Source organism: Paracidovorax anthurii, from assembly GCF_003269065.1.
Taxonomy (GTDB): Bacteria; Pseudomonadota; Gammaproteobacteria; order Burkholderiales; family Burkholderiaceae_C; genus Paracidovorax; species Paracidovorax anthurii.
The window spans coordinates 112345-132367 of the sequence record NZ_QLTA01000008.1 but is presented as its reverse complement, the minus strand read 5'-3'; the positions used below and the strand labels follow the sequence as shown (position 1 = coordinate 132367).

Genomic DNA, 20023 nt, shown 5'->3' with positions numbered 1-20023 from the left:
CACGACGGGCACCACTTCGATGAGGTGCTGGACATGCACAACACCGGGCGGGCGGTGCATGCGGACAAGGCCTACCCGAGCCGCCAGAGGCAGCAGATGCTGCAAGTGCTGGGCTTGGTGGACGCGATGCAGCGCCGTGCGCGCCCGGGCAAGCCCTTGAGCGAGTGCCAGAACAAGCGCAACCGGCGCATTGCCAAGAAGCGGGCCAAGGTCGAACATGTGTTCGCCGGCATCCGCCATCTGGGGGGCAAGTTCGTGCGCACGATCGGGCAGGCGCGTGCCACGGCGGCCATGACGATGATGGCGGCCTGCTACAACATGAAGCGCCTGGCTTCATTCCTGCAACGGGGGGTGGATGCGTTCTTCAAGCCTGCGACCATCAAGGCACAGGTGCGCCCGCAAACGGCGAAAGCCTGAGCCATCAGGGGCTGCGAGGCCCCGATGAACGGGCTGCCGCTCGCCAGCAGGGCCTCATCACGGATTCAAAAGGACGGGCATCTGACCGTCCGCATCCACATCGATGCTCAGCACAGGTTGTGAGAGGTTCCCGCAAGTATGCCTGCCGCCTGTCCTTGGTGTTCAGACTCTGAACCACCTTGGACTTGGTGACATGGGGGAGAAGTGCTTTGGGGACCAGCAAACGGAGGTAGAAGGTTCCGTTTTTTTGGTAGGTGTTCCTCATGAAGTTCCTTGGGGTGGAACTTGGAACAACCTTGGAAGTGCTACAGCAGGTGCTACACCTACTGCTACACCGACCAACTTTCCGTCAGTCTAAGTCATTGATTTTCAATGACTTTTAGAACTTGGGGTGGCTGATGGGACTCGAACCCACGACGACAGGAATCACAATCTGTGGTCACAACCTAGCACTGGCGCGGCCTATAGCATGGATCATGGGAACAACTGCTCGATTTTTAAGCGCGCAGCGGCGCGGCTCTCCGAGCCTTCAATCCCACGCGTTTACGCTTCTCTTCCGCGCTCGTCGTGGGGTTTCGCCTCCCTTCGGAGAACTGGCGCGAGAGTCCTGGGGGAAGGTGATCTCAGTCGGCCGCCCCGGTCGAAGCCGCGCAGGTTGGTTTTGCATCCTTCGCCCACAACATGTACAATTAAACGTACATATCAAGGAGAGGATCATGCACGTCATCAGCTTCACCCAAGCGCGCAGCGAGTTCAAGGGCGTGATCGACCGTGTCGTGGCCGATTGCGACGCAACGCTGATCCATCGCCGGGATGGCGAGAACGCCGTCTTGCTGGCTGAGTCCACCTACAACAGCATGCTGGAAACGCTTCACTTGCTGCAGGCGCCGGCCAACGCGCGCCGCCTGTTGGCTGCAGTCGCGCAAGACCGCAAGGGTGCAGCTCAGGTTCGCTCACTGATCGAAGAGTGAGCCGAGCAATCAAGTTCCTCCCCAGTGCATGGGAGGACTACCTCTACTGGCAGGGCCAGGACAAAAAGACCCTCAAGCGGATCAACGCACTGCTGAACGAGACGACGCGCGATCCGTTCGTGGGTACGGGGAAGCCAGAGCCGTTGGTGGGCAATCTGGCCGGCTACTGGTCAAGACGCATCGACCAGACCAATCGGCTGGTGTACCGCGCGACGGATGAGGATGTCGTGGTGCTGGCCTGCAGATATCACTACGACGACTGAACCTTCATCAGGCCTCGCACACAGCGAGGAGCCTTGTCACTCCTGGCGCCAACGCCAGAAAATCACGAAGAAGAAGCCGAGTAGGCCGGCAGCCGTGGCGCCGATGGGGAGGTGAGTTCCATGGGCGTCCTTTAGAAAACGTCCGCGTGCCCCATCCCGTCCAGCCCTACGGCGTGAGCTAGATTTTCACGTAGCGCCAGGTCTTCAGTCCCAGTGCTTGCGCAGCGCGCTTGGCAGTTTCCTTGTCACCCAGGTTCGGGACGGCATGGAGGTCCAACTGATCCAGCAGTTCGAATTCGCCGGGCTTCATGCCCGGCCCGAACTCATACTTGTACCAGCGCACCTTGTTCTCTGTGGTCGCCAAAACGTAGCTCATGGGCCTCCCTTTGTTAGGTGGCATCGTACCAACCTCGGGCGTTCGACGTCGGCGCGCTATTTGCGCGACTTAGGTGGTCCGAGGACCATGGGCCGCGCCACGCCCTTGGCAAACTCTCACGCCACCAGGGCCAGGATGCAGCCGACCTTGAACCAGAGGAAAGCTGCCGGTCAATGGAACAGCGGCAACCCAGGCTGTGCCGCAGCCATGAGCGCCGCTCGCCCTTCAGCTCGCTGTCGGTGGCCGCATACATATACGGCTGAATTTTCAGCCGTGTACGCCAGAAGCGCTATTGACGGGCTCAGATCTGAGCCCGTCACAGGCCGTCAGGGAGCGATCGACAGCGCGCTCATCCGATACCCGATCTCTGCCCGCAGGCGCTCGATCGTGTCCAGGCGCTGGCGCTTCTCCTCGCCGCTCATGCTCGGATCAGCCGTGATCGCCTTGGAACGCTGGTTGAGGGCGGCCAGCCGCTCGCTGGCGTTGTTGAAAGCGGCGCGGTGCTGGAGCTTCGGCGCCTCGTCGCGCATGATCTCCTGGGCCTTCTCCAGGTCGCCCCGCTTGAGCGCGTCCCGATAGGAGGCGTAGGCCTGCTCCACCTGCTTGGCCTGCTCGTACATCTGCGTGACGTAGCGGCTGCTGCCCGACGGCAGGCTCTCGGCGAAGTTGCCCACCACGAACATGTCCTTCAGGCGCATGTCCGGCCGCTCCCCGCGGTCGAGCGCCGGTCGTGCGATCGCATCCGCGGCGGCCACCGCGGTGGTGCCGGCCCAGGAGAAGTACCCGCGCAGCAGATAGTCCACCTGCTTCGGCGACAGGTCGGCCCATTCGCCCTTGAGCAGCCGGGCTGGGTCGGGCAGCCCCCAGGAGCCCAACATGCGGGCCACCTCTGAGGTGCGCTCGTCGTAGCGGTCCTGGGAGCGCAGGCGCTGGTCCGCCTGGCTCTCGATCGCGCGTCCAGTGAAGCTGTCCTTGTTGGAATAGATGTCGATCAGGGGCTTGAACGCCTGCGGCATCGGGTCGAAGGAGAAGGTCTGCGACACCATGTGCGCCAGCCGCTGCCGGAAGCGAGCGCCCGTCATCTCGTCGGACATCATCAGCTCCGCGGTGCGCTCGGCCAGCGTACCGATGGCGCCCACCTCGAAGGGCTTGGGGATGCGGTAGGCCGTGCCGCCGATCTTGAACCACCAGTAGCTGTCCCGGTCCCAGTCCTCGCGCTTCTTCCAGTCGTCGTCATCGCTGTAGGCCGCCATCAGGCCCAGGCTGGCAAGCGACACGGCGCCGGCCACCATGGCGAAGCGACGCGGGTTGTCGTGCGCGGCGCGGCCCAGCTTGTACAGCCCCTGAAGGCGGGCGTTCAGGAACGGTACGGACTGGGTGAGGAAGCGCACCACGGCGTGGTTCCCGGACATGCTGAAATCCATCAGGTCGCGGGCCATGAAGGAGGCTTCGGCGTGGCTGTGCCCTTTCGCCACCAGCCGGTCGTAGAGCGCGGCGCGGTTGACGTTCTCGGCCCGGTCGCCCAACTCGCTGTAGGCATGCCAGACGGTGGACAGTTGTCCGGTCAGCTTCTTCCAGCCCTGCTGGTCCAGCACCACGCCGCCCAGCTTGGCCACCTGGTCGCGCAGACGGTCGGTGTTCTCCTGCGTGCCGAACTTGATGATGCCGCCCGAGGCCAGCATCGAGGCGTAGGTCTGGCTGTCGCGGGCCGTGAGCTTCCAGCCCCGCGCCACGTTGGAGGCCGGGTTGTAGCCCAGCTCCGATTGCGCGATGGCGGACAGGCTGTCCCGGATCAGGTTGCGGATCTTGAACGTCGGGTTCACCGTCACGCCGAAGGTCAGCACCTGCTTCATCTTGGCCAAGGGTTTCATGAGCGGGCTCGCGGTGTAGTTGAGCGCGCTCACTGCCTCCAGCAGGTAAGGATCTTCGACGGCCCAGTGCTGGGCCTCGCCATTGCGCATCACCTTCACCGCCCCCTTCGTGCCCTCCTGCACCGGGTAGGCCACGCCCAGTTTCTCCGCGGCGTCCATCGTGGCGAGCGCGGCGCGGTTGCGCGCGGCGGCAGCGTAGAGGTGGCTCCAGTTCAGCAGCGTGTTCTGCAGCAGGTCGGCATTCAGCTTCTCGGTCCCGCCCTTGAGCTTCTGCCAGGCCTTCTGGTTCACCAGCCCTGAGCTGAAGCGGCGGCCCTGCATCTCGCCGTCGGCCATGAGCCGATAGAACGGCACGTAGGGCTGGTCCCGGAACAGGTCGTAGGCTCCCTGGTCGATCAGGCCCGAGTCCAGAGCCATTTTCAGCACGCTCTCATTGAAGCTGTTGAAGTCTGCCATGGCCTTCGCGTACACCGGGGCACGGTTGGTGCCGTCAGCCATGGTGCCGGCGTTGAGCGTCTTGAGCACCCCGATGTCGTCCACGCTCATCAGGTTCTCTTTGCCCTCGGCCTTCAGGCGTTCGGCCCGCTGCGCGGCCACCCACCACAGGAAACGGTCCTGCTCGCCCTTCAGGCTGGCCAGCACGTTGGCGAAGCCGCCCTCTTTCACGTCCACGTCGGGCACGCCGTCGCGCAGGAACGGCCGGCCGTAGAGCATGGCCGCTTCCATGGTGCCGTCGGCGCCCTTGGACATGCGGGCCAGCATGTACGCCTCCTGGCTCACGTCCTGGATGGGTGCGAACTGGTCCACCAGCGCCTGCTTGGCGCGCACCGCGAAGTTCTGCCGCAGGGCTTCGGCCCGCTGCTTCAGCGTGGGGACCGTCGCCGTGCCGGCCACCTTCTTCCACACCTTCTCCTGCACCGCCGTCATCTCGCCCATGCTCGACTCCACCGCCGCGGCGGGCGTGGTGCGGTAGCGTGAGATGTCCGGGCCCGCGGTGGCGACGCCACTCAGCGGAGCGCTGCCGGCGTTGTCGATGGCCTTCATGACGAAGCTCTCGGCCTCGTTGTAGGTCATCTTGCGGATGGCCGCGCCCAGGCGCTCCATGCCCATGCGGTCAGCCACGCTCGCCAGCCAGTTCGCCAGGGTGCGCAACCGCAGGCCCATGCGCGTGCCCGCCTGCTTCTGGGCGCGCAGCTCTTGAGCCACCACGGCCAAGCCCTCCTCCACAGCCAGGGCCTCGTACTGCGCCTGCAGCTCGCTGCCTCGGTAGCCCTGCTCGCGAAGGACTTGCAACTGCTGCGGCGCGTCCGAGGCTTCCTGCTTCCAGCGGTTGGCGTACTCCTGCACGCGCGCGTCCCGCTTTGCCAGGTCCAGCATGCTCTGGACATAATCGGCCCCGGGCAGCACGTTTCGCAGCCCCAGGTGGAACATCTCATGGAAAAGCGTCTCAGCGACAGCGCCGGCACTCCTGTGGCTGCCGGCAACGATGACGATTCGGCGTTCTTTTACGCGCGTCACACCCATTACACCGTCCGGCGCCCCGACCCCAAGCTCAGCGCTCCGAGCCACGACATCAACTGGTGGCGGGTTTCGGAGCCTGGCAAGGGCATCCTGCACCGCCTGTTGGGCTTCTTCAAGCGATAGGCCCCGGCCTGGCCCGGGCTCGCCCGTGCTGTAGAGCGACACACTGCCGTCGCCCTCCTGCCGCTTCTCCACCGCCTGGAAGAACGCATCGAACGCGCCGCGGATCTGCGGCATCTCGCCCGCCGTGGGGTACGGGTAGGCGCCCTCGAGCGCGAACACGCCCGCCGGCACGATGTTCGCCAGGTAGTCATTCCCCGCGCTCTGGTCCTGCAGCTTCGCGACCACGTAGCTCTCGAACGCCCGGGCCGACATCTCGGGCTTCGTCGTCCAGTATTCCTTCGTGCGGCGGTCATCCAGCTTCTTGCTGCGCTCGAGCATGCCGGTGCGGTTGATGGCCGAGCGCACCTCGCGGAAGGCGGCCCGCATCTCCTCGCGCACGCCCTGCCCTTGCCGCTCCTCCGCGGTCATGTAGCCGGCGCCGTCGCCGCGCTGGCGGGAGAAATAGTTGTCCAGCGCGTGCCACCATTCGTGGGCCAGGCTGCCGGCGCCCTCGCGCTTGGTCAGGTTGATCACCACGCTGCCCGGCTCGTAGTGCGCCGCGGCGGCGTTCTGCCCGCCGGAGCCCCGCGCGCCGAAGGCCAGGCCCAGGCGGCCACCCAGTGACAGCGCACGGGGTGGCACGTTCAGCACACCGGCCAGATCCATCAGCGCGTCATAGGCGCGGTTCAGATCCTGCTGGCGCCGCGGCCCCTCCACGTAGTTGCCGAACTGCACGCCGCGGAAACCGAAAGCCTCCTGGAACTGCTCGGGAGTGGCATCGCCGCCCTTGCGGTAGTCCTGCCCGATCCGCGGCGCGTTCTGGCTGTTGCGCACGGGCGGCACGTCCTTGTACCGCTGCAGCAGGTTCTCCAACTCCGTCTGGTTGTCGGCCAGGTAGGCGCGTGCCGCCTTTACGTCGGGGAAGCCGGTTTTCAGCTCCGCCACGTTGCGGCCGATCTTCTTGCCGATGAAGAACTCCCGTGCGCCGCCGGCCCGCTTGGAGTAGATCTCGAAGGATGCGCCGCGGGCGGGCGCGCTCTGCTCGGCCAGCAGCTCGGCGGATCGGCGCTTGAACGCCTCGATCGCGGCCTCCCGCGTGTCACCCTTCGCCAGCTCACGGGGCCAGTTGCCGAAGCTCGAGGCCTTGGCTGCGCGCGAGACCGTCCAGATGGTGCGCGGCGGGTCGTAGGCCACGCCCTCATACATCGAGTACCGCCCGGCATCCAGCTTGATGTCCTTCAGGGAACGCTCATGGCCCATGGCCTCATAGAGCGCGGCCTGATTGGCGATGCCGCGGGGGATGCTGTCCCGGTGGAGTTCGGCCCGCACCGCGGCGGGATCATTGCGGCCGGAGAGCAGATCGTCGGCGAAGCCGCGCAGCATGGTGACGCGATCCGACCAGCCGCGCAGCTTCCACGTGGATTGGGGTTTGGTGGGCACCGCATCGCGCAGCGCCCGGGCGAGCGCCACAGTATCGGGCGCGGAGCCACCTTCCAATAGCTTGGCGTAGTCGGGCTCCGGCCAGGTCTTGGAGAGCGGATGCGCCTTCACGTCCAGCTCCTTTGCCTTGGCCATGCCGTCAGCGTAGGCCTCGGCGTAGAGCATCTTGCGCGCACCGGGCAGGGTCTCGCCGAAGTCTTCGATGCGCGCGGCCTGCTGGGCGGCACCGGCGGCTTCAGGAAAACCTACAGATCGTCGGTTTTGAGCAGTGGACGCATCCGCCGGACGCACTGGGCGTGAGCGATCCTGCTGCTGCGCGCGCGGCTGACGGGCGTTGAACTGGTCCGCCGCACTGGACTCATCGGCGCCGGCCGCGACTGTTTCGGCAGCATCTCTGACGATGGGCGACCTGGTGCTGCTCGTGCCACGTTGCGCTGCTCCTCCGTCGGCCGGCAATGAGGTGGGGCGTTCCGCCGTGTTCTCTGCGGGCTCCGCTTGCAACCGGAAATTTTCCGGTTGCACGGGTGTGGTGTCCTGCGCTTGGAGAGCGCGGGCGGCATCGGCCGCATCCACGGTGGCCACCATCCGCTGTAGGTCCATGCCGCGCACGTCCAGGTCCAGGGAGCGGGCCACGCGCGCCGCCTGCAGGGCGTTGGTGCGCCAGTTCGGCGCCCTGGTGGTTTCTGCCAACGGGCTGCCGGTCGGCTCGGCATCACGGGCACGCAGCACGTACCCGAGCGAGGCGTCGCCGCTGGCCGGCACCACCTCATGGGTGCCCGTCAACTCGCGGCGCCGCAGCTCGCGCTGTGCGGCCTGCTGCGAGGGAAAGGGGGCACCGCTCGCGCTCGCCACGGTATCGGGCATGGGCGCAGGTTCGTTGGCCCGGTTCACCACCTCGGCGCGGCGCTCCTGCCGCACACCATCCTCCCCGGCCACCATGCGGCCCGTGGGCGCGTTGTCGTAGGTCAGGGCCGGCGCGGCCTGCTCTGCCGGCAGCGGGCGCACGGGCGTGATGTTGCTCATGCCCAGCTCGGCGCGGCGCTGGCGCTCGGCCTCCAGCGCTTGGCGCTCTGCCTGGGCAGCGTTGTTGCGCGCCACCGCCTCGGCCCGCGTTTCGGGGCGGACGCCTTCGGGCCCGGCCACCATGCGGCCGGTAGGGCCCGGGTCGAACGACAGGGCGCCCGCCTCCGCGGTGGCCGGCACCTGGTTGCGCTCTTGCGGGCTCAGGCGCAGTGTGGGCTGCACGTCGAAGCCCCGGCCGCTCGGATGGGGCACCACCGATACCGCGATTCCATCCTGTGCGGCGCGCTGGCGCAGCGCATGGGCCTCGTTCAGCCGCATCGACTCGCCGGGCGTGCGGCCGTCCGCCACCGCCAGGGCTGCAATGCGGGCCTCTACCGGATCGACCGCGCGGGCCTCGGTGGTGAAGTCGATGCCGTTTCCATAGTTCGGCGCCGAGCGTGGTTGCAGGCTCACACGGGCATCGGGTTGAGCGCGCCGGGCGCGCTGGTATGCAGCCGGGGCGAAGTTCGCATGCAGTGCGTTTTCCGCCTCCGACCGAACCGACAGGGGCAGCGTCTGGTCCTGGGCGGTGGCCAGTGCCTGACGGAACGCGGGTTGCGCCTCGGGCCGCACCATGGTGTCGATGAAGCCGGCATAGCTCGCCACGTCGGGAAGGTCGGCCGGCTGGGGCTCGAAGGTGCGAACCACGCGGCCCGGCTCGATGTTGGCCAGCGTCTCCTGGTCGGTGGGCGTGGCCGCAGGAATGAGCGCCCGGGCTTCGGATTCGCGCATCGCCCGCACACCTGCGGGGAGGTCCGCCCGCTCCAGGTCTGCGAGGGTCATGCGTGCCGCGCGCTGCTGCTCGGGCGCCAGTTGATCGAGGGCGGCCCCCAGTTGCTGGCGCACATCCGGGGCTGCAGGCGGTGCGGGCTGGGTCACAGGGGTAAGCCCCAGGTCGCCGGCCATCACTGCCGCCTTTGACATCGGGCCGTCCGCCGGGTTGATGGCGGGTGGTGCTGCTGGTGCTGGAGCCTCGGCAGGGTCGGCAGCCGGCGCCGCGGCCTGCGAACGCTGGAACTGCTCCGGGTTGAATGCCTGGTGCAGGGCATCCGCCGCCGCCTTGCGTTCCTCGGGCGGGCGCTGCTCGTCCAGGGCGCGGGCCAGAGTGTCGCGGTACTGCTGCTGGTTCTCGGGCTTCACCATCTGGTCAATCAGCCCGCCGTACTCGGCGACATCGGGCAGTGTGGCCGCAGCCGGTTGCGCGGCAGGCTCCTGCCCGTCAGCGAGATTTGCGCTTCGCTCAGAGATAGTCGCAGATCCATCCGCAGGCGCTTCGGTAGCACCCTGCTGCTCGGCGACCTTCTGCTGGCTGCGGGCCCGTGCGCCGTCCACCACTCCAGCGCCGGCACCCATGACGCCGCCACCGATGGCACCCATCGCCGCGGACAGGGCCGTGTCTTCCAGGTTCTCCCCGGTGGTGGGATTCTTGAACGCGCCCCACTGCTCGATCACGTTCTGGGCGCCTTCGGTCGCGCCCTCCTTCAGCACGCCTTTCCCTACTTCCTTCAGGATGGTGCTGGGCTTGCCCGGAACGCCCTTGAGCACGTCCAGCGCCTTGCCCATCCCCACGCGCTCGAGCGCCGTTGCGGGGATGGCAGCGGCCAGGGCGCGGGCCTTGTCCTCCTGCCCGGATGCCTGCTGCTCCTGGCGGATGCCGCCGTATTCCTGCGTGAAGATCGGCGCCAGTCCGCCGACCGCACCGCCTATGGCGGCGCCTGCCGGCCCGAACACCCGCCCCGCCCGTGCACCAGCCGCCCCACCTGCTGCTGCCGCTGCAATCTGCGGGGCGAACTGGCCGACCGATTCCTTCACGGCAAGCCACGGGCTGTTCACCAAGTCGCGCAGGCTGCGGATGCCAGCCGGGTTGCGGTCGATGATCCCCTGCCCCGCTTCCTTCACGGTCCGAGTCGCAGCGTTGGGCCCGATCACGTCCTCGGCGGTGGTGGCCGCCGTGGTGAGCATCTGGCCGCCGGTTCGCTTGATCGTCGGGATGAAGCCTGGAGCGGCGGGCCCGGCAGCCGGAGTAGGCGTGGGCGACAGGCCGAACGCGTCCTCGTAGGAGAATCCGCCACTGTCGGCCGAAGGTTGCGAAGCGGAGGGCGAAGCACCGAAGGCTTCGTCATAGGAGAAGGTGCCATTTTCCATCTGGCAACTGTCCACCTACAGCGGTGGCAGGTCTAACCCCAGCAGGGGGGGCGCAGACATCAGGTTGGCAGGCTTGGCACGGAGCCCAGAAATAACAAAGCCCGCCGAAGCGGGCTCTATGGCAGAGGCAGTGCGCCTTGATCTCACTCGTCTTCAGATTGATTGTTGCGCTTCCGGCTTTGCACTACAGCCTTGGTGCCGTAGCCACCCAGGAAGAACGCTATGTATTTCACTATCTCGACGACGAAAGCCTCTTTGTCCAGCAGCAAGGCCGTCATGACCGCCACAGCCGCAAGCAAGGCGATCAAACCCCAAAAGATGTAGCGCCACGCAATGGCGCGCCGCATCACTTCTTTGTGTTCAGTGTTGGCCTTGGAGTTGTACTCCATCGATTTCAGAGCGAGTTCCTTGTTCTGGGCTGTCTCGCTCTCAGTGATGTCAAGCTGGCGGCTGTCCAGCTCCAATCGCTTCTCTTGGATGTCGAGCATGCGATTCATGATCGCCATCGGTGGGTAGCCGTTTTGAGCAGTGTGCTCATCCCCAGGCTTCGGGGTAGGAGCCGACAAGTTCGGATCGCTCATGCAGGCTTCAACACAGGCACTTTGTACTGAACCTCGAAACGTCCAAAGTCCTTGCTGCCCAGCTTGGGCGGCACGAACCGTGACCTAGCAATGTTCAAGCGATCGGAATCGACAAGAACCAAAAACTCCTCAGCCGACATGCGTTCTACTCGCCGCGGCACGAGAACTGGTGTAGGGGAAGTATTGGCTTTCATGCTGTAAATAATAGCACTCTGGTGTAGTTCAGGGGACTCTAGGGGACTATAGGGGAACCCACGGGGTATTAAGGGGAATCATAGGGACCGAAGGTGCCCAAAAGGCCTTTGTTTCGGGGCGCGGCAAATGTGTTCGTGGCGCCCATCGGGCCCGACCATGTTTGAGAGGGTGTTGCTCTCCTGATACATTTGGACCATGCGCCGCTCGTTAGCAACCCTGCTCCTACTCTGCGCCCCTACTGCCTGGGCCGGCGACTATGCCACGTGCATCCTGGACAAGGCGCCGGGCGTGGCGAACGAGGCAGCCGCCGCCGCGGTGCACCAGATGTGCCTTGAGGAAAATCCGGGCGGACTGCAGGCAGTCGCCCAGGGCTCTGGCCGCGGGCTGTTCGGCTTCAAGTCCGGCGCCGAGTGCACTGCCAAGAAGGCCAGCGACACACGCAGCGCCAGAGCTGGCTTGCTCATCAGCGGGGCTTGCCGGCGCTTGTACGACAGCCCAACCTTCTCCTATGAAGACGCGTTCGGGCTCCCGGCCAAGAACTGACCTGGCTACTGCGCCCTGAACTGGGTGCCATCCCACACCGCAGGGCCTCGGGCCGTCTGGTACACCTGCCCCTTCACCAAAGCATCCTTGGCAGGCGGCGTGGCTTTTCCAGAGTCCATCCGGCGCATCTCCCCCGTACGTTCGTTGACCGCGCCCAAGATGCTCTCGGTCTTGTTGCCCATGGCATCGGTCCCGCCCTGCAGCGCCACAGCCTTCCACTGGTCGTCATGCGCCTTGCCAGCCAGGGCAAGGAGGCGATCACGCGCCGAGATGCGCTGCGCTGGAGTGCTGGCCTGCTCGTAGGCCACCTGCGCGTTCTCCATGCGTTGAGCCGCCCGGTTCTGGAAGCCGGCGGCATTCTGTTCGATGGCGAGCCGGCCGGCGGCGATCCGGTTGGCGTCGTCGGCGCGCTGGGCCGACAGGTTGGCGCGGGCGTTCTCACCGATCTGCAGCAGTCGCGCCCGTGCCGATAGGCCGCGCTGACGCTGGCCTTCCTGCTCCAGGCCGGGCTGGGCCTGCCGCTGGGCGATGTCGTTGGAGAGCACGGCGCGGTATTCCTGCATAGCCACGCTGTTGTCGGCGTTCTTGCCAGCCCACCGTGGGTTGTTCGTGATGCTGCTCGCCGCGGTGCGCGCGTTCTCCAGCTCCTTTCTCGCGGCCCAGTCGTTGCCGCTATGGCGGGTTACAGGGGTGGCCTGCTCCTGTGCCGGCGCGTCGTTGCCGATCGCCAGCAGACGGGCCCGGACGTTGTCCATGGATGCCGAAGCCAGGTTGTCGGCCGCGGCCATGTTCTGCACCGACTGCATGCCACGCGGCACCGCGCCGGCCTCGGCCGCCTCCGGCGTGGAGGCGTAGCTGTTCCCTGAGCGGTACACGCCGGGCACGGAGGTATTGCCTGCGAGAGGGCTCGCGGCCGCCCCGGCCAGCGGCGCCTGCGTTCCGGCGGCCAAGCGCTGGTCAGTCGGGTTCTCCGGGACTGTGGTGGTTGGTGCCGCCGGGCGCGGCGCAGCGGCTGACGGTGACGCTGTGGCCCCGCGCTCCTGCCCAATCGGCGTAGCGTCGCCGGTCACGAAAGTCTTCAGCGCCTGAGCGGCTGGATCAATGGCGCGCGCGGCCGAGCTCATCACGTCGTCCGCCAGCCCGATGAGCGGCTTGCCGGCCACGCGAGCCGACTGGCCCAGGGCGGCGCCAAAGCCCCCCTCGCGGTAGGCTGTGCGGGCGTCGTCCATGGCGCCCTGTACAGCCCGGGTGGTGTTGGGGAATGCTTCGGTTGCGATGCCCGCCGCAGTGCGCGCGGCGCCGGCCGGGCTGGCTTGCGGATAGATGTTGGGGGGCGGCCCCGGCTGGCTGCGCTCCTCGCCCACCACCCCACCGTCGGCATAGCCCGGCCGACTGAAAGCGGTATGCACGCCGAGCTGCGTCACACCCGGATTGGTCGTGGCCGCAGCAGCATCGCCGAAGCTGTTGCGTGCCGTTGCAGGTTGCGGAGCTGCTGGGCGCCCCAGTTCGACCACACCGCGAGACCCGATAGAAGCGCCGAGCCCGGCAAGTTTGGCGGTGTTGCCTGCCGCGTAGGGATTCGCGCCGTTGGTCGTACTCCGCGGATCGTTGAAAGCGTTCATGCGCCCGCCACCCGGGGGCGTCATGGAACTGAGCTGAGCCTGAGCGGCATCACGTTCGCGGCTCGGCTTGATGGAGCTGGCAGTCACCTCCAGGCTGCGCTGCGCGTTGCGTTCCGCCCAGCCTTGCGGCGCAGCCTGCTGACCTACTGCGGGCGTGCCAGCGGCGGCAGACTGGGTGGTGGCGGCTGCAGCGGTAGGAGCGCCGGGCTGGGGAGCTGCGGGTGCCGCGGCGTTGGCCGAGCTCGCGGGTTCGGGAGCGGGGACCGCAGGGGCGGCCGGCGCGGGCGCCGCAGAAGGGACACTGGACACAGTGCCGCCGGCCGACGCGCCGTTGATCGAAATATTGCCCCCCACGTTGCCGCCGCTGTAGCTGTTGCCCTCGCGCGTGACCTCGTTGACCATGCCCCCATCGGCCAGCCGCAAGAGACGGTCCCTGGCGCTCAGTCGCGGCGCGGCGCCGGCTGGCTTGTGGGTCGCATTCTTCATCTGGTCGAGCGCCCGCACGCCGATGGCGTGGACTTGCTCCGGCGACAGCTTGTACTCGCCATTGCTCAGGCGCACGGGGATGCGTTTCCCGCCCTCGTCTTCCGGCATGAGGTTGCGGGCCACGTCTCTGAGGGTGCGCGGGCCGACCTTCTCGGTGGTGTCCGCGGGCACGATGTAGCTACCGGGCCGCACCTCGTCCAGCACTTCATCGGACGTGCCGGTGCCGGGACCACGCACGGGCCCACCGTCACGGTACTTGGGGAGGTTCGCCAGGGCCAACAGGCGGCGGCGGGCGTTGGACATGCCGGTGTTCATGGGTAGCCTTTCAGGTCAACTGAGATAAGTTTTCATCGGGAGCTTCCGCAATGGAAACCCCGCAGGGGTGGATAGACTGGTGCTCCCAACCACTGGAGTAGCCGACATGCACGCGAGCAACCCACCGAATCCCAACTGGCCCAGCAAGAACCCAGGCAATCCATCCGGGCCGGGCCGCGGGAACAACCCACCGAAGAAGTAGGCCCCTGCCCTTCACCACGCGCAGTGCACGATCGGCGGCTGCCGGTCGGCCTGCTTACGCTGCACGTTGGCATCGGGCCGCTCTCCAAAGGCCTGCTCGAACAGCGTCAGCGACTGGGCGGCCTTGCTGGCGTCGAAAGAATCGGCGTCCTGCTTCATGTAGGCCCGGTGGTACATCCAGTCCAGCAGCCGCGCGTGGTAGCGGGCGGGAATCTCCGGCGCCTCATTCGAACGGTCGGCGGATAGCGGCTTGAGCGGTCCGCGGTAGACCGTCAGGCCGACAGTGCCCGAAGCTGCGGGAATGGAGACGAGTTGCAGATGAGGCGCTGCACCGCCGATGGCCTGCTCGAACAGGAACCGACGAGGCGTTCCCACGCGGGTCTCCCAGCGTGAGGATTCGTCGTCCAGATCCTCCACGCTGGTTTCGTGGACCAGCGCGCCATTCAGGGTAGCGCGCTTGATAAGCAGAACGCTGGGATGCAGGGCGTAGCGCGCTTGGCCGGCGATCACTGCCAGGGCGCACACCGCGGGCGTGTTCCGATCCTCGATCAGCTTCGCGCGCTCGCATGCCTCTTGCACCGCCTCATTGAGGTAGCGGACGACGACATCATCCGACCAGAAGTGCGGCGCATGGCAGTCGTCCACCGTTTCGCGGAACCGGCTGATGATGTCGCTGACTTGCATGGTGACTTACTTCTGAGGCACCACGGCCAGGAAGGCGGCATCGGCCTCCTCGCGCGTCACCGCGAAGCCGGCGCGGGCCTTCACCTTGGACAGGTTGGGCTTGCCGTCTGCCGTGAAGTCGTCGGCATCGCTGCCGTCCAGCATGACCTTGATCACAGCGGCGATGGCGGCTTGGCGGTCCACGGCGGGCACCAGCACGGCGGCAGCCGGACCTTCATCGGAGGCGATGGCACCGCGCGCGCTGGCCTCCTTGTGGAACATGGGGGGCAGCTCCACGCCCTCGGGGGTGATGAGGGCCGTGTGGCCCGTCAGCAGGCCCACGTGGATCGGTTCTTCGGAAGGGGAACGGAATTTCATGATGGCGTCCTTCAAGAAAGTCCCCGACGGCACGGGCCGCCGGGGGAAGCGGCCATTGCTGGCCGGACCACGAATCAGCCCTGGCTGAAGGCAGCGCGGCCTTCAACGTAGTAGTGGATGCAGACGCGGGCAGAGCCGGCCGTCGCAGCCGTTCCAGTCTGCGCCACGAGGGCATTCAGCGTTGTGGCCGTCAGGTACTTGAGGCCCGTCACCGTCAGTGCAGTGCGGCCCGCCGTCTTCAGGTCGATCGCTGCCGCGGTGTAGCGGTCGTCGTCAGCGGCGTCGCCCAGCTTCAGCGTGGCGGTGGTGGCGCTGTTCCAGGCCGTGCCCACCACCACGTCGCCGCCCGTGATGATGGCGTTGGCGGGAAGGTCGAAGGCGGCCTCGGCGGTGCCGTAGACAGCGGGATCCGCGTAGCCCAGGGTGAGGTGCGCCACGATGAGTTCCTGGCGGCCGGAAATGCGTTTGATGGCCATTGGGAGGCTCCTTTCAACATCAGGGGGAGAGAGAGCCAGCGGCACACCGCGCGCCGCCGGCTGATGGATCACTGGATGTAGTGGTCCACGGCCACCACGCCGAAGTCCTCGGTGGACTTGTCGTAGATGGAGGGGAACTTCGGCTTCAGCATGCCGAGGATCTTGTCGATGTTCAGACCGACCTTGTTGTCATAGTCGAACAACTTTTCCACCCAGTTGCCGGGGCCCAGGTCGGCCATTGCCAGGGCCTGCGCACCGCACAGCAGCGAACGGGTGCCGTTGACGTTGCCGCCCGCGCCCCACTTGGCACCGGCCGCTGCCCCCTTGGTCGTGTACACCAGGTTGTGCTCGTGGAGCACGGCGCCGTCGACGGTCACGGTCGCACCGGTGAACCATGGCGAATCCATGCCGGCCTTGGCCGCCACCTGAACCACGGCGCGTTGGTAGTCGGGATCCTTCTTCAGCGCGGCCAGGGAGCCAGGAGCGAGGAACAGCACGTAGTAAGGCTTGCCGCCGGCCATCAGCGGCTTCACGCGGTGCTCCTTCGCATAAGCGATGAGGTCCACGATCATCGTGTACTTCGGCACGTAGGCCGTCGTGATGCTGCCAGTGTTGGAGAACTGCAGGCTGGTGCCGTCGAACATCAGCGAGCGCTTGGCCGTGGGCGCGCTCACATCCGCCGCGAACTCCAGGTTCGGCAGGTTGGAGTTCAACCGCTGAGAACCATCGTTGTTGAAGGCGTAGCTGATGCCAGAGAGCGTCAGGAAGGCTGCTTGGTCGCACCGGTTGGCGAGCCAGTAGGACAGCTTGTCGCGGCCTTCCTCGCGGAAGTTGATGACCGTGCGCTGCTCTGCCATCTTGCCCTTGCTGCGCACGCCATGGCTCAGCTGGTCGATGGTGATGATCTGGCTGTGCGAGTCCATCGCCTCTTCGTTGCCTTCGCGCTCGTCGTCGCCGGTCACGCCGTCACCGACCAGATCGGCCACGAGTTGGAAGATGCAGGCTTCGCCCTTCTCGGTCTTGGTCAGCTCAGTGATGCGCTGAATCACGTTGTTCGAGCCCTTGCCCATGAACCGGCTGATGAACATCTGGTCGCGCGCGGCGCTCCAGGTCTCACGGGCCCAGTTGAGTTTCTGTTGCGGAGTCAGCGCCGCGAAGTTGGTTTCTGCCATGTCAGGCTCCAAAAAGGTGGGTTTCTTTTCGGGACATCACGCCGCCCAACTGCGAGACATGGCTTGGGGTGCGGCCAAGGGCGCAGGGCCCTTTAACGCCTTGCCCAGGGCGAATGCACCCGTTGAATTTGCGCCGCCGAGGTGGGTGATTCCTCGGCGGTCGGATTGGCTCTCAGTCCCCGCGCGCCTTACGGCGTTCGGCTTCCGGGAGCGCCATGTACTCGTCGTCGCTCAGCGTCGACGTGTCCACGTTCGGTGGCGTGGCACGGTTGCCCATGCCGGCTGCCGTGTTCGCGGGCTGCATCAGGGAATGTGCAGCGCCACGTTCAATGGCTCTCTGAACCCGTATATCAACAGATTGGCCCCCACCTTGACCACCCCCAGCCGGGGGAGCGAACCGCGGGGCGATGCGCTGTGTTGCTTCGCGCAGAGCTTCTGCAAGGGGCACGCCCCGCTGCACCTTCATGAAGGCCGATGCTTCGATTAGATCCAGCGCCTCCTGGCCGTCCTCGGTGCCCAGCCACGGGTGCTGCACCAGCAGGTCGTCCACCGTCTGGATCGCAACCTGCTGAGACTGCTGGGACGCGGTGGTCTGCGCCATGCGGTTGAAGGCGGACATCTCGATGGCTTGGTTGATTTGCCGGCGAACCGCTGCTGCCGCCTTCGTGTCTCCTTCCATCAGCAGTTGGGCATACTGCTCTTCGGCCTCGTCCACGTCGAAGGCCGGCGATGCTGGGGCAGTTGGGGCTGCCGGAGCCTGCGCAACAGGAGCACGGCCCGCTGCCAGCTCAGCGAGTTGAGCACGCAGTCGTGCGTTGTCCGCTTCCATGGCCTGGGCCCGCTGCTCTGCCTCACGGCGCTGCTGCGTCACCTCGTTCAGGCGCGAGCGGGGAATGCCGGGACTGTTCTTGCCGTCCTCGGCTTGGCCGTCTTCGGACGAGGAGCCATCATCCGCGTCAGCCGCAACACGGGCCGGCGCCTGGACAGGCGGGCTCGCTTCGCCGTCGCCACGCAGTCGGCTGCGCTCGTCGGCCGGGAGGGCGTCGTACTCGTCGTCGGTGAGGGCGCTGTCGTTCTGGGTCGTCATAGCGTGGTTCTCCTTCAGGTTTGCAGGCCATCGGCGGCCTGGGTTTCAATGCCTCGATTCACCCCTCGCTCGGGGCTGGACGGCGTTAGGGGATCGGTGTTGCGCGGCATGTCCAGAGCGGGCAGCGCGCCGGCCGGCTGGGGCACGATGGGCGCCGCGTCGTGGTCCTTGTAGTTGGCAGAGCGCAGCAGGCTGTCCGCGAGCGGTGCCACGGCGGGGTTCTGGGCGATCACCTGGGCCGTCTGCGCGCCGCTGTACTGGGTCTTCACGGCGACATCCGTGGCTTGGGCGTCGGTTCTGCGTGTGCGGGCGTCTGTCTCGCGCGTCTGGGCCTGCAGGAGGTCGGCCTTGGCCTGCAGCGTCGGATCTGCCGGCGGCTGCCCGGCCTGCTGCATGGAGGCCAGGATCTCCTGCTTGTCGGCCAGGTTGCTGTAGCGCAGGACGGCGGGATCTGGGATCGCAATGCCGGCCTTGCGCATCTCCATGGCCTGCTGGAACTGGCTGTTCTGGAACGTGACCTGCATGGGCTGCTCGGTGATCACCACGTCGTAGGTGCCCACGGTGACGTCGTTCAGATAGCGCCCGGTCGCCGGGTCGAACTTGTTGATCTCGACCACCTTCTCCTGGGGCTTGCCCGTCATCGGGTCAGTCTCGGTGATGCGGAAGATGCGATAGCTGTCGTAGTACCGCTGAATCAGCTTGACCAGGCGCACGGCCAGCAGGTGGCGCGTGTAGTTCAGGTTGTCGAGCGGGACGGCGAGCTGCTGCTGCGCCGCGAACTGCCTCGACTGGATGGCCACGCCCGACACTTCGGGCCCCTGCTGCCCGCGCATGGCATCGGGCACGGTCACATCCTTCAGCGCCTTGTCGGCCCGGTCGATCAGCCGGTCCACGCCCGTAGGCACTTGGTTGGGCGGGATCTTCTGCGGCGGAGTGGATCCCTTCTTGTACTCAACCACCAACCCCGTCTGGCCGCCGCGAGCCTGGAGCTCGTCCAGGGTCATGTTCGTCAATGTGTTTTCCTCCACCGTCCAGCCACTGTTGGCCGCCGTATTGACGATGTGGATGTACTGGCTCATGGCCTTATTCAGGATCTCCTGCGGGCCGATGGCGTCATCCACCATGCCGCCTGTCTTGCCGCGGCGGAAGTACGCGAAGTACGGCACCACGGTGTAGTGCTCGTACGGGCTGTACGTGTCGTGGAGGGTGGCGGTGAAGGTGGTGACGGTCCACTTCACGCGCCGCTGCATGCGGCGGGCCCGCACCGCGCCATTCTGCAGAGCATCCAGGATCGATTCCTGCGCCATCACCTCCTCCACCTGCACGTCACCGGTGCGCGGCCAGACAATGCAGTCCGTGAGCTCGTACACGAACCGCTGCCGGTCGAGGATGCGGTAGCGCTCCAGGCCGTCTTCCTTCTTCGCGCACGCATCGAAGAAGTGGCCCATCCGGTCGCGCGAAGCGAATTTGCTGCGCTCCACTTCGTCGTCGATGTCTCCGAAGTCCTGGCCGGCGTCGTGCGACTCCTCGGCCGCCTTGCGCGCCTTCTTCCCATAGCGCTGCTCGATCTCGTCCAGGGTCAGCCACCGCGAGACGATCACATCGCCCCAGTCGTCCGGGTCATAGCTCTTCGCGTCGGGGTCCGGCACCACATCCATGGGGTCAAGCGTGGACACCTCGATCTCGCCCTGGATGTTCCGATTGAAGTCCATGCGCACGTCGTAGTAACCGCGTTGCTGGATCACGCCGTCGCTGAACATCTGCGTTTCGTGCCAGTGCAGATTGCAAAGGTCCGCCACCTGCATGACCACCTTGGACAGGATGGTGGCGGTGTCGAGGTCGCTGTCTCCGCCGCGGGGCTTCAGCGCGATGTCCAACCGGTTGTGGATCTGGTAGCCCACCGCGCTGTTCACGCTGGGCTTGATGCCGTTCAGCTCGTAGAACGGGCGTCGCTCCAGAGCAAGCTGGGCCCGTGCCGCCTCGGTCCACTGCCTACCGCCGCCCATGTACATATCCTCGCAGCGTGCGGCCTGCTGCAGATAGTCCAGGTGCCCGCGATCCTTCCCGTACTGGTAGCGCAGCCAGGTGGTACGTGCGGCCTCGTCCCCGGTGCTGATGACGGTGATGCTGTTCATG

General features: G+C 66.4%; 15 protein-coding genes. 4 read left to right on the top strand and 11 right to left on the bottom strand.

Annotation, left to right across the window (positions count from 1 at the left end):
• Positions 1 to 417 (top strand): transposase (locus AX018_RS06330; protein WP_146749240.1); only part of this gene is annotated, 417 nt, incomplete at its 5' end.
• A 4-nt stretch (positions 418 to 421) separates the two neighbouring features.
• Here the strand turns inward: AX018_RS06330 and AX018_RS25990 are convergent.
• Positions 422 to 682 carry a DUF6538 domain-containing protein gene (locus tag AX018_RS25990; RefSeq protein WP_353618482.1) on the bottom strand — a complete coding sequence of 87 codons (261 nt, stop codon included), beginning with the start codon at positions 680 to 682 and terminating at the stop codon, positions 422 to 424.
• Between the two features lie 451 nt (positions 683 to 1133).
• Between AX018_RS25990 and AX018_RS06325 the strand changes: the two genes are divergently transcribed.
• Both AX018_RS06325 and AX018_RS06320 read left to right on the top strand, forming a co-directional pair.
• Positions 1134 to 1388 carry a type II toxin-antitoxin system Phd/YefM family antitoxin gene (locus AX018_RS06325; protein WP_111876450.1) on the top strand — a complete coding sequence of 85 codons (255 nt, stop codon included), beginning with the start codon at positions 1134 to 1136 and terminating at the stop codon, positions 1386 to 1388.
• Positions 1385 to 1651, top strand: coding sequence for a Txe/YoeB family addiction module toxin (locus AX018_RS06320; protein WP_053845132.1), 267 nt, complete (start codon positions 1385 to 1387; stop codon positions 1649 to 1651). Before AX018_RS06325 ends, AX018_RS06320 begins: the two co-directional genes overlap by 4 nt.
• A 178-nt stretch (positions 1652 to 1829) precedes the next feature.
• Here the strand turns inward: AX018_RS06320 and AX018_RS06315 are convergent, their stop codons facing one another.
• The 3 genes from AX018_RS06315 to AX018_RS06305 form a co-directional block, all read right to left on the bottom strand.
• Positions 1830 to 2027, bottom strand: a complete 198-nt coding sequence (locus tag AX018_RS06315; RefSeq protein WP_111876449.1) for a hypothetical protein — start codon at positions 2025 to 2027, stop codon at positions 1830 to 1832.
• 326 nt (positions 2028 to 2353) lie between these two features.
• Complete coding sequence (locus tag AX018_RS06310; protein ID WP_111876448.1) at positions 2354 to 10168, bottom strand: LPD5 domain-containing protein; 7815 nt, start codon at positions 10166 to 10168, stop codon at positions 2354 to 2356.
• A 143-nt stretch (positions 10169 to 10311) separates the two neighbouring features.
• A complete protein-coding gene (locus tag AX018_RS06305) occupies positions 10312 to 10749 on the bottom strand; it encodes a hypothetical protein (protein WP_146749239.1) in 438 nt (145 codons plus the stop codon).
• A 483-nt stretch (positions 10750 to 11232) separates the two neighbouring features.
• Between AX018_RS06305 and AX018_RS06300 the strand changes: the two genes are divergently transcribed.
• Entirely contained in the window at positions 11233 to 11487 is a 255-nt protein-coding gene (locus AX018_RS06300) for a hypothetical protein (protein ID WP_245951457.1), read from the top strand.
• A gap of 5 nt (positions 11488 to 11492) precedes the next feature.
• Here the strand turns inward: AX018_RS06300 and AX018_RS06295 are convergent, their stop codons facing one another.
• From AX018_RS06295 to AX018_RS06265, 7 genes are all read right to left on the bottom strand, one after another.
• Positions 11493 to 13910 carry a hypothetical protein gene (locus AX018_RS06295; RefSeq protein ID WP_111876445.1) on the bottom strand — a complete coding sequence of 806 codons (2418 nt, stop codon included), beginning with the start codon at positions 13908 to 13910 and terminating at the stop codon, positions 11493 to 11495.
• Between the two features lie 213 nt (positions 13911 to 14123).
• Positions 14124 to 14795: a phage adaptor protein gene (locus tag AX018_RS06290; RefSeq protein ID WP_111876444.1), complete on the bottom strand. Its 672-nt coding sequence runs from the start codon at positions 14793 to 14795 to the stop codon at positions 14124 to 14126.
• A 6-nt stretch (positions 14796 to 14801) separates the two neighbouring features.
• A complete protein-coding gene (locus tag AX018_RS06285) occupies positions 14802 to 15152 on the bottom strand; it encodes a hypothetical protein (RefSeq protein ID WP_146749238.1) in 351 nt (116 codons plus the stop codon).
• 74 nt (positions 15153 to 15226) lie between these two features.
• Positions 15227 to 15628: a hypothetical protein gene (locus AX018_RS06280; protein WP_111876442.1), complete on the bottom strand. Its 402-nt coding sequence runs from the start codon at positions 15626 to 15628 to the stop codon at positions 15227 to 15229.
• Between the two features lie 68 nt (positions 15629 to 15696).
• Complete coding sequence (locus tag AX018_RS06275; protein WP_111876441.1) at positions 15697 to 16800, bottom strand: N4-gp56 family major capsid protein; 1104 nt, start codon at positions 16798 to 16800, stop codon at positions 15697 to 15699.
• A gap of 172 nt (positions 16801 to 16972) precedes the next feature.
• A complete protein-coding gene (locus AX018_RS06270; protein ID WP_111876440.1) occupies positions 16973 to 17887 on the bottom strand; it encodes a hypothetical protein in 915 nt (304 codons plus the stop codon).
• Between the two features lie 14 nt (positions 17888 to 17901).
• Positions 17902 to 20022, bottom strand: a complete 2121-nt coding sequence (locus AX018_RS06265) for a portal protein (protein WP_111876463.1) — start codon at positions 20020 to 20022, stop codon at positions 17902 to 17904.
• Between the last annotated feature and the right edge of the window lies 1 nt (position 20023).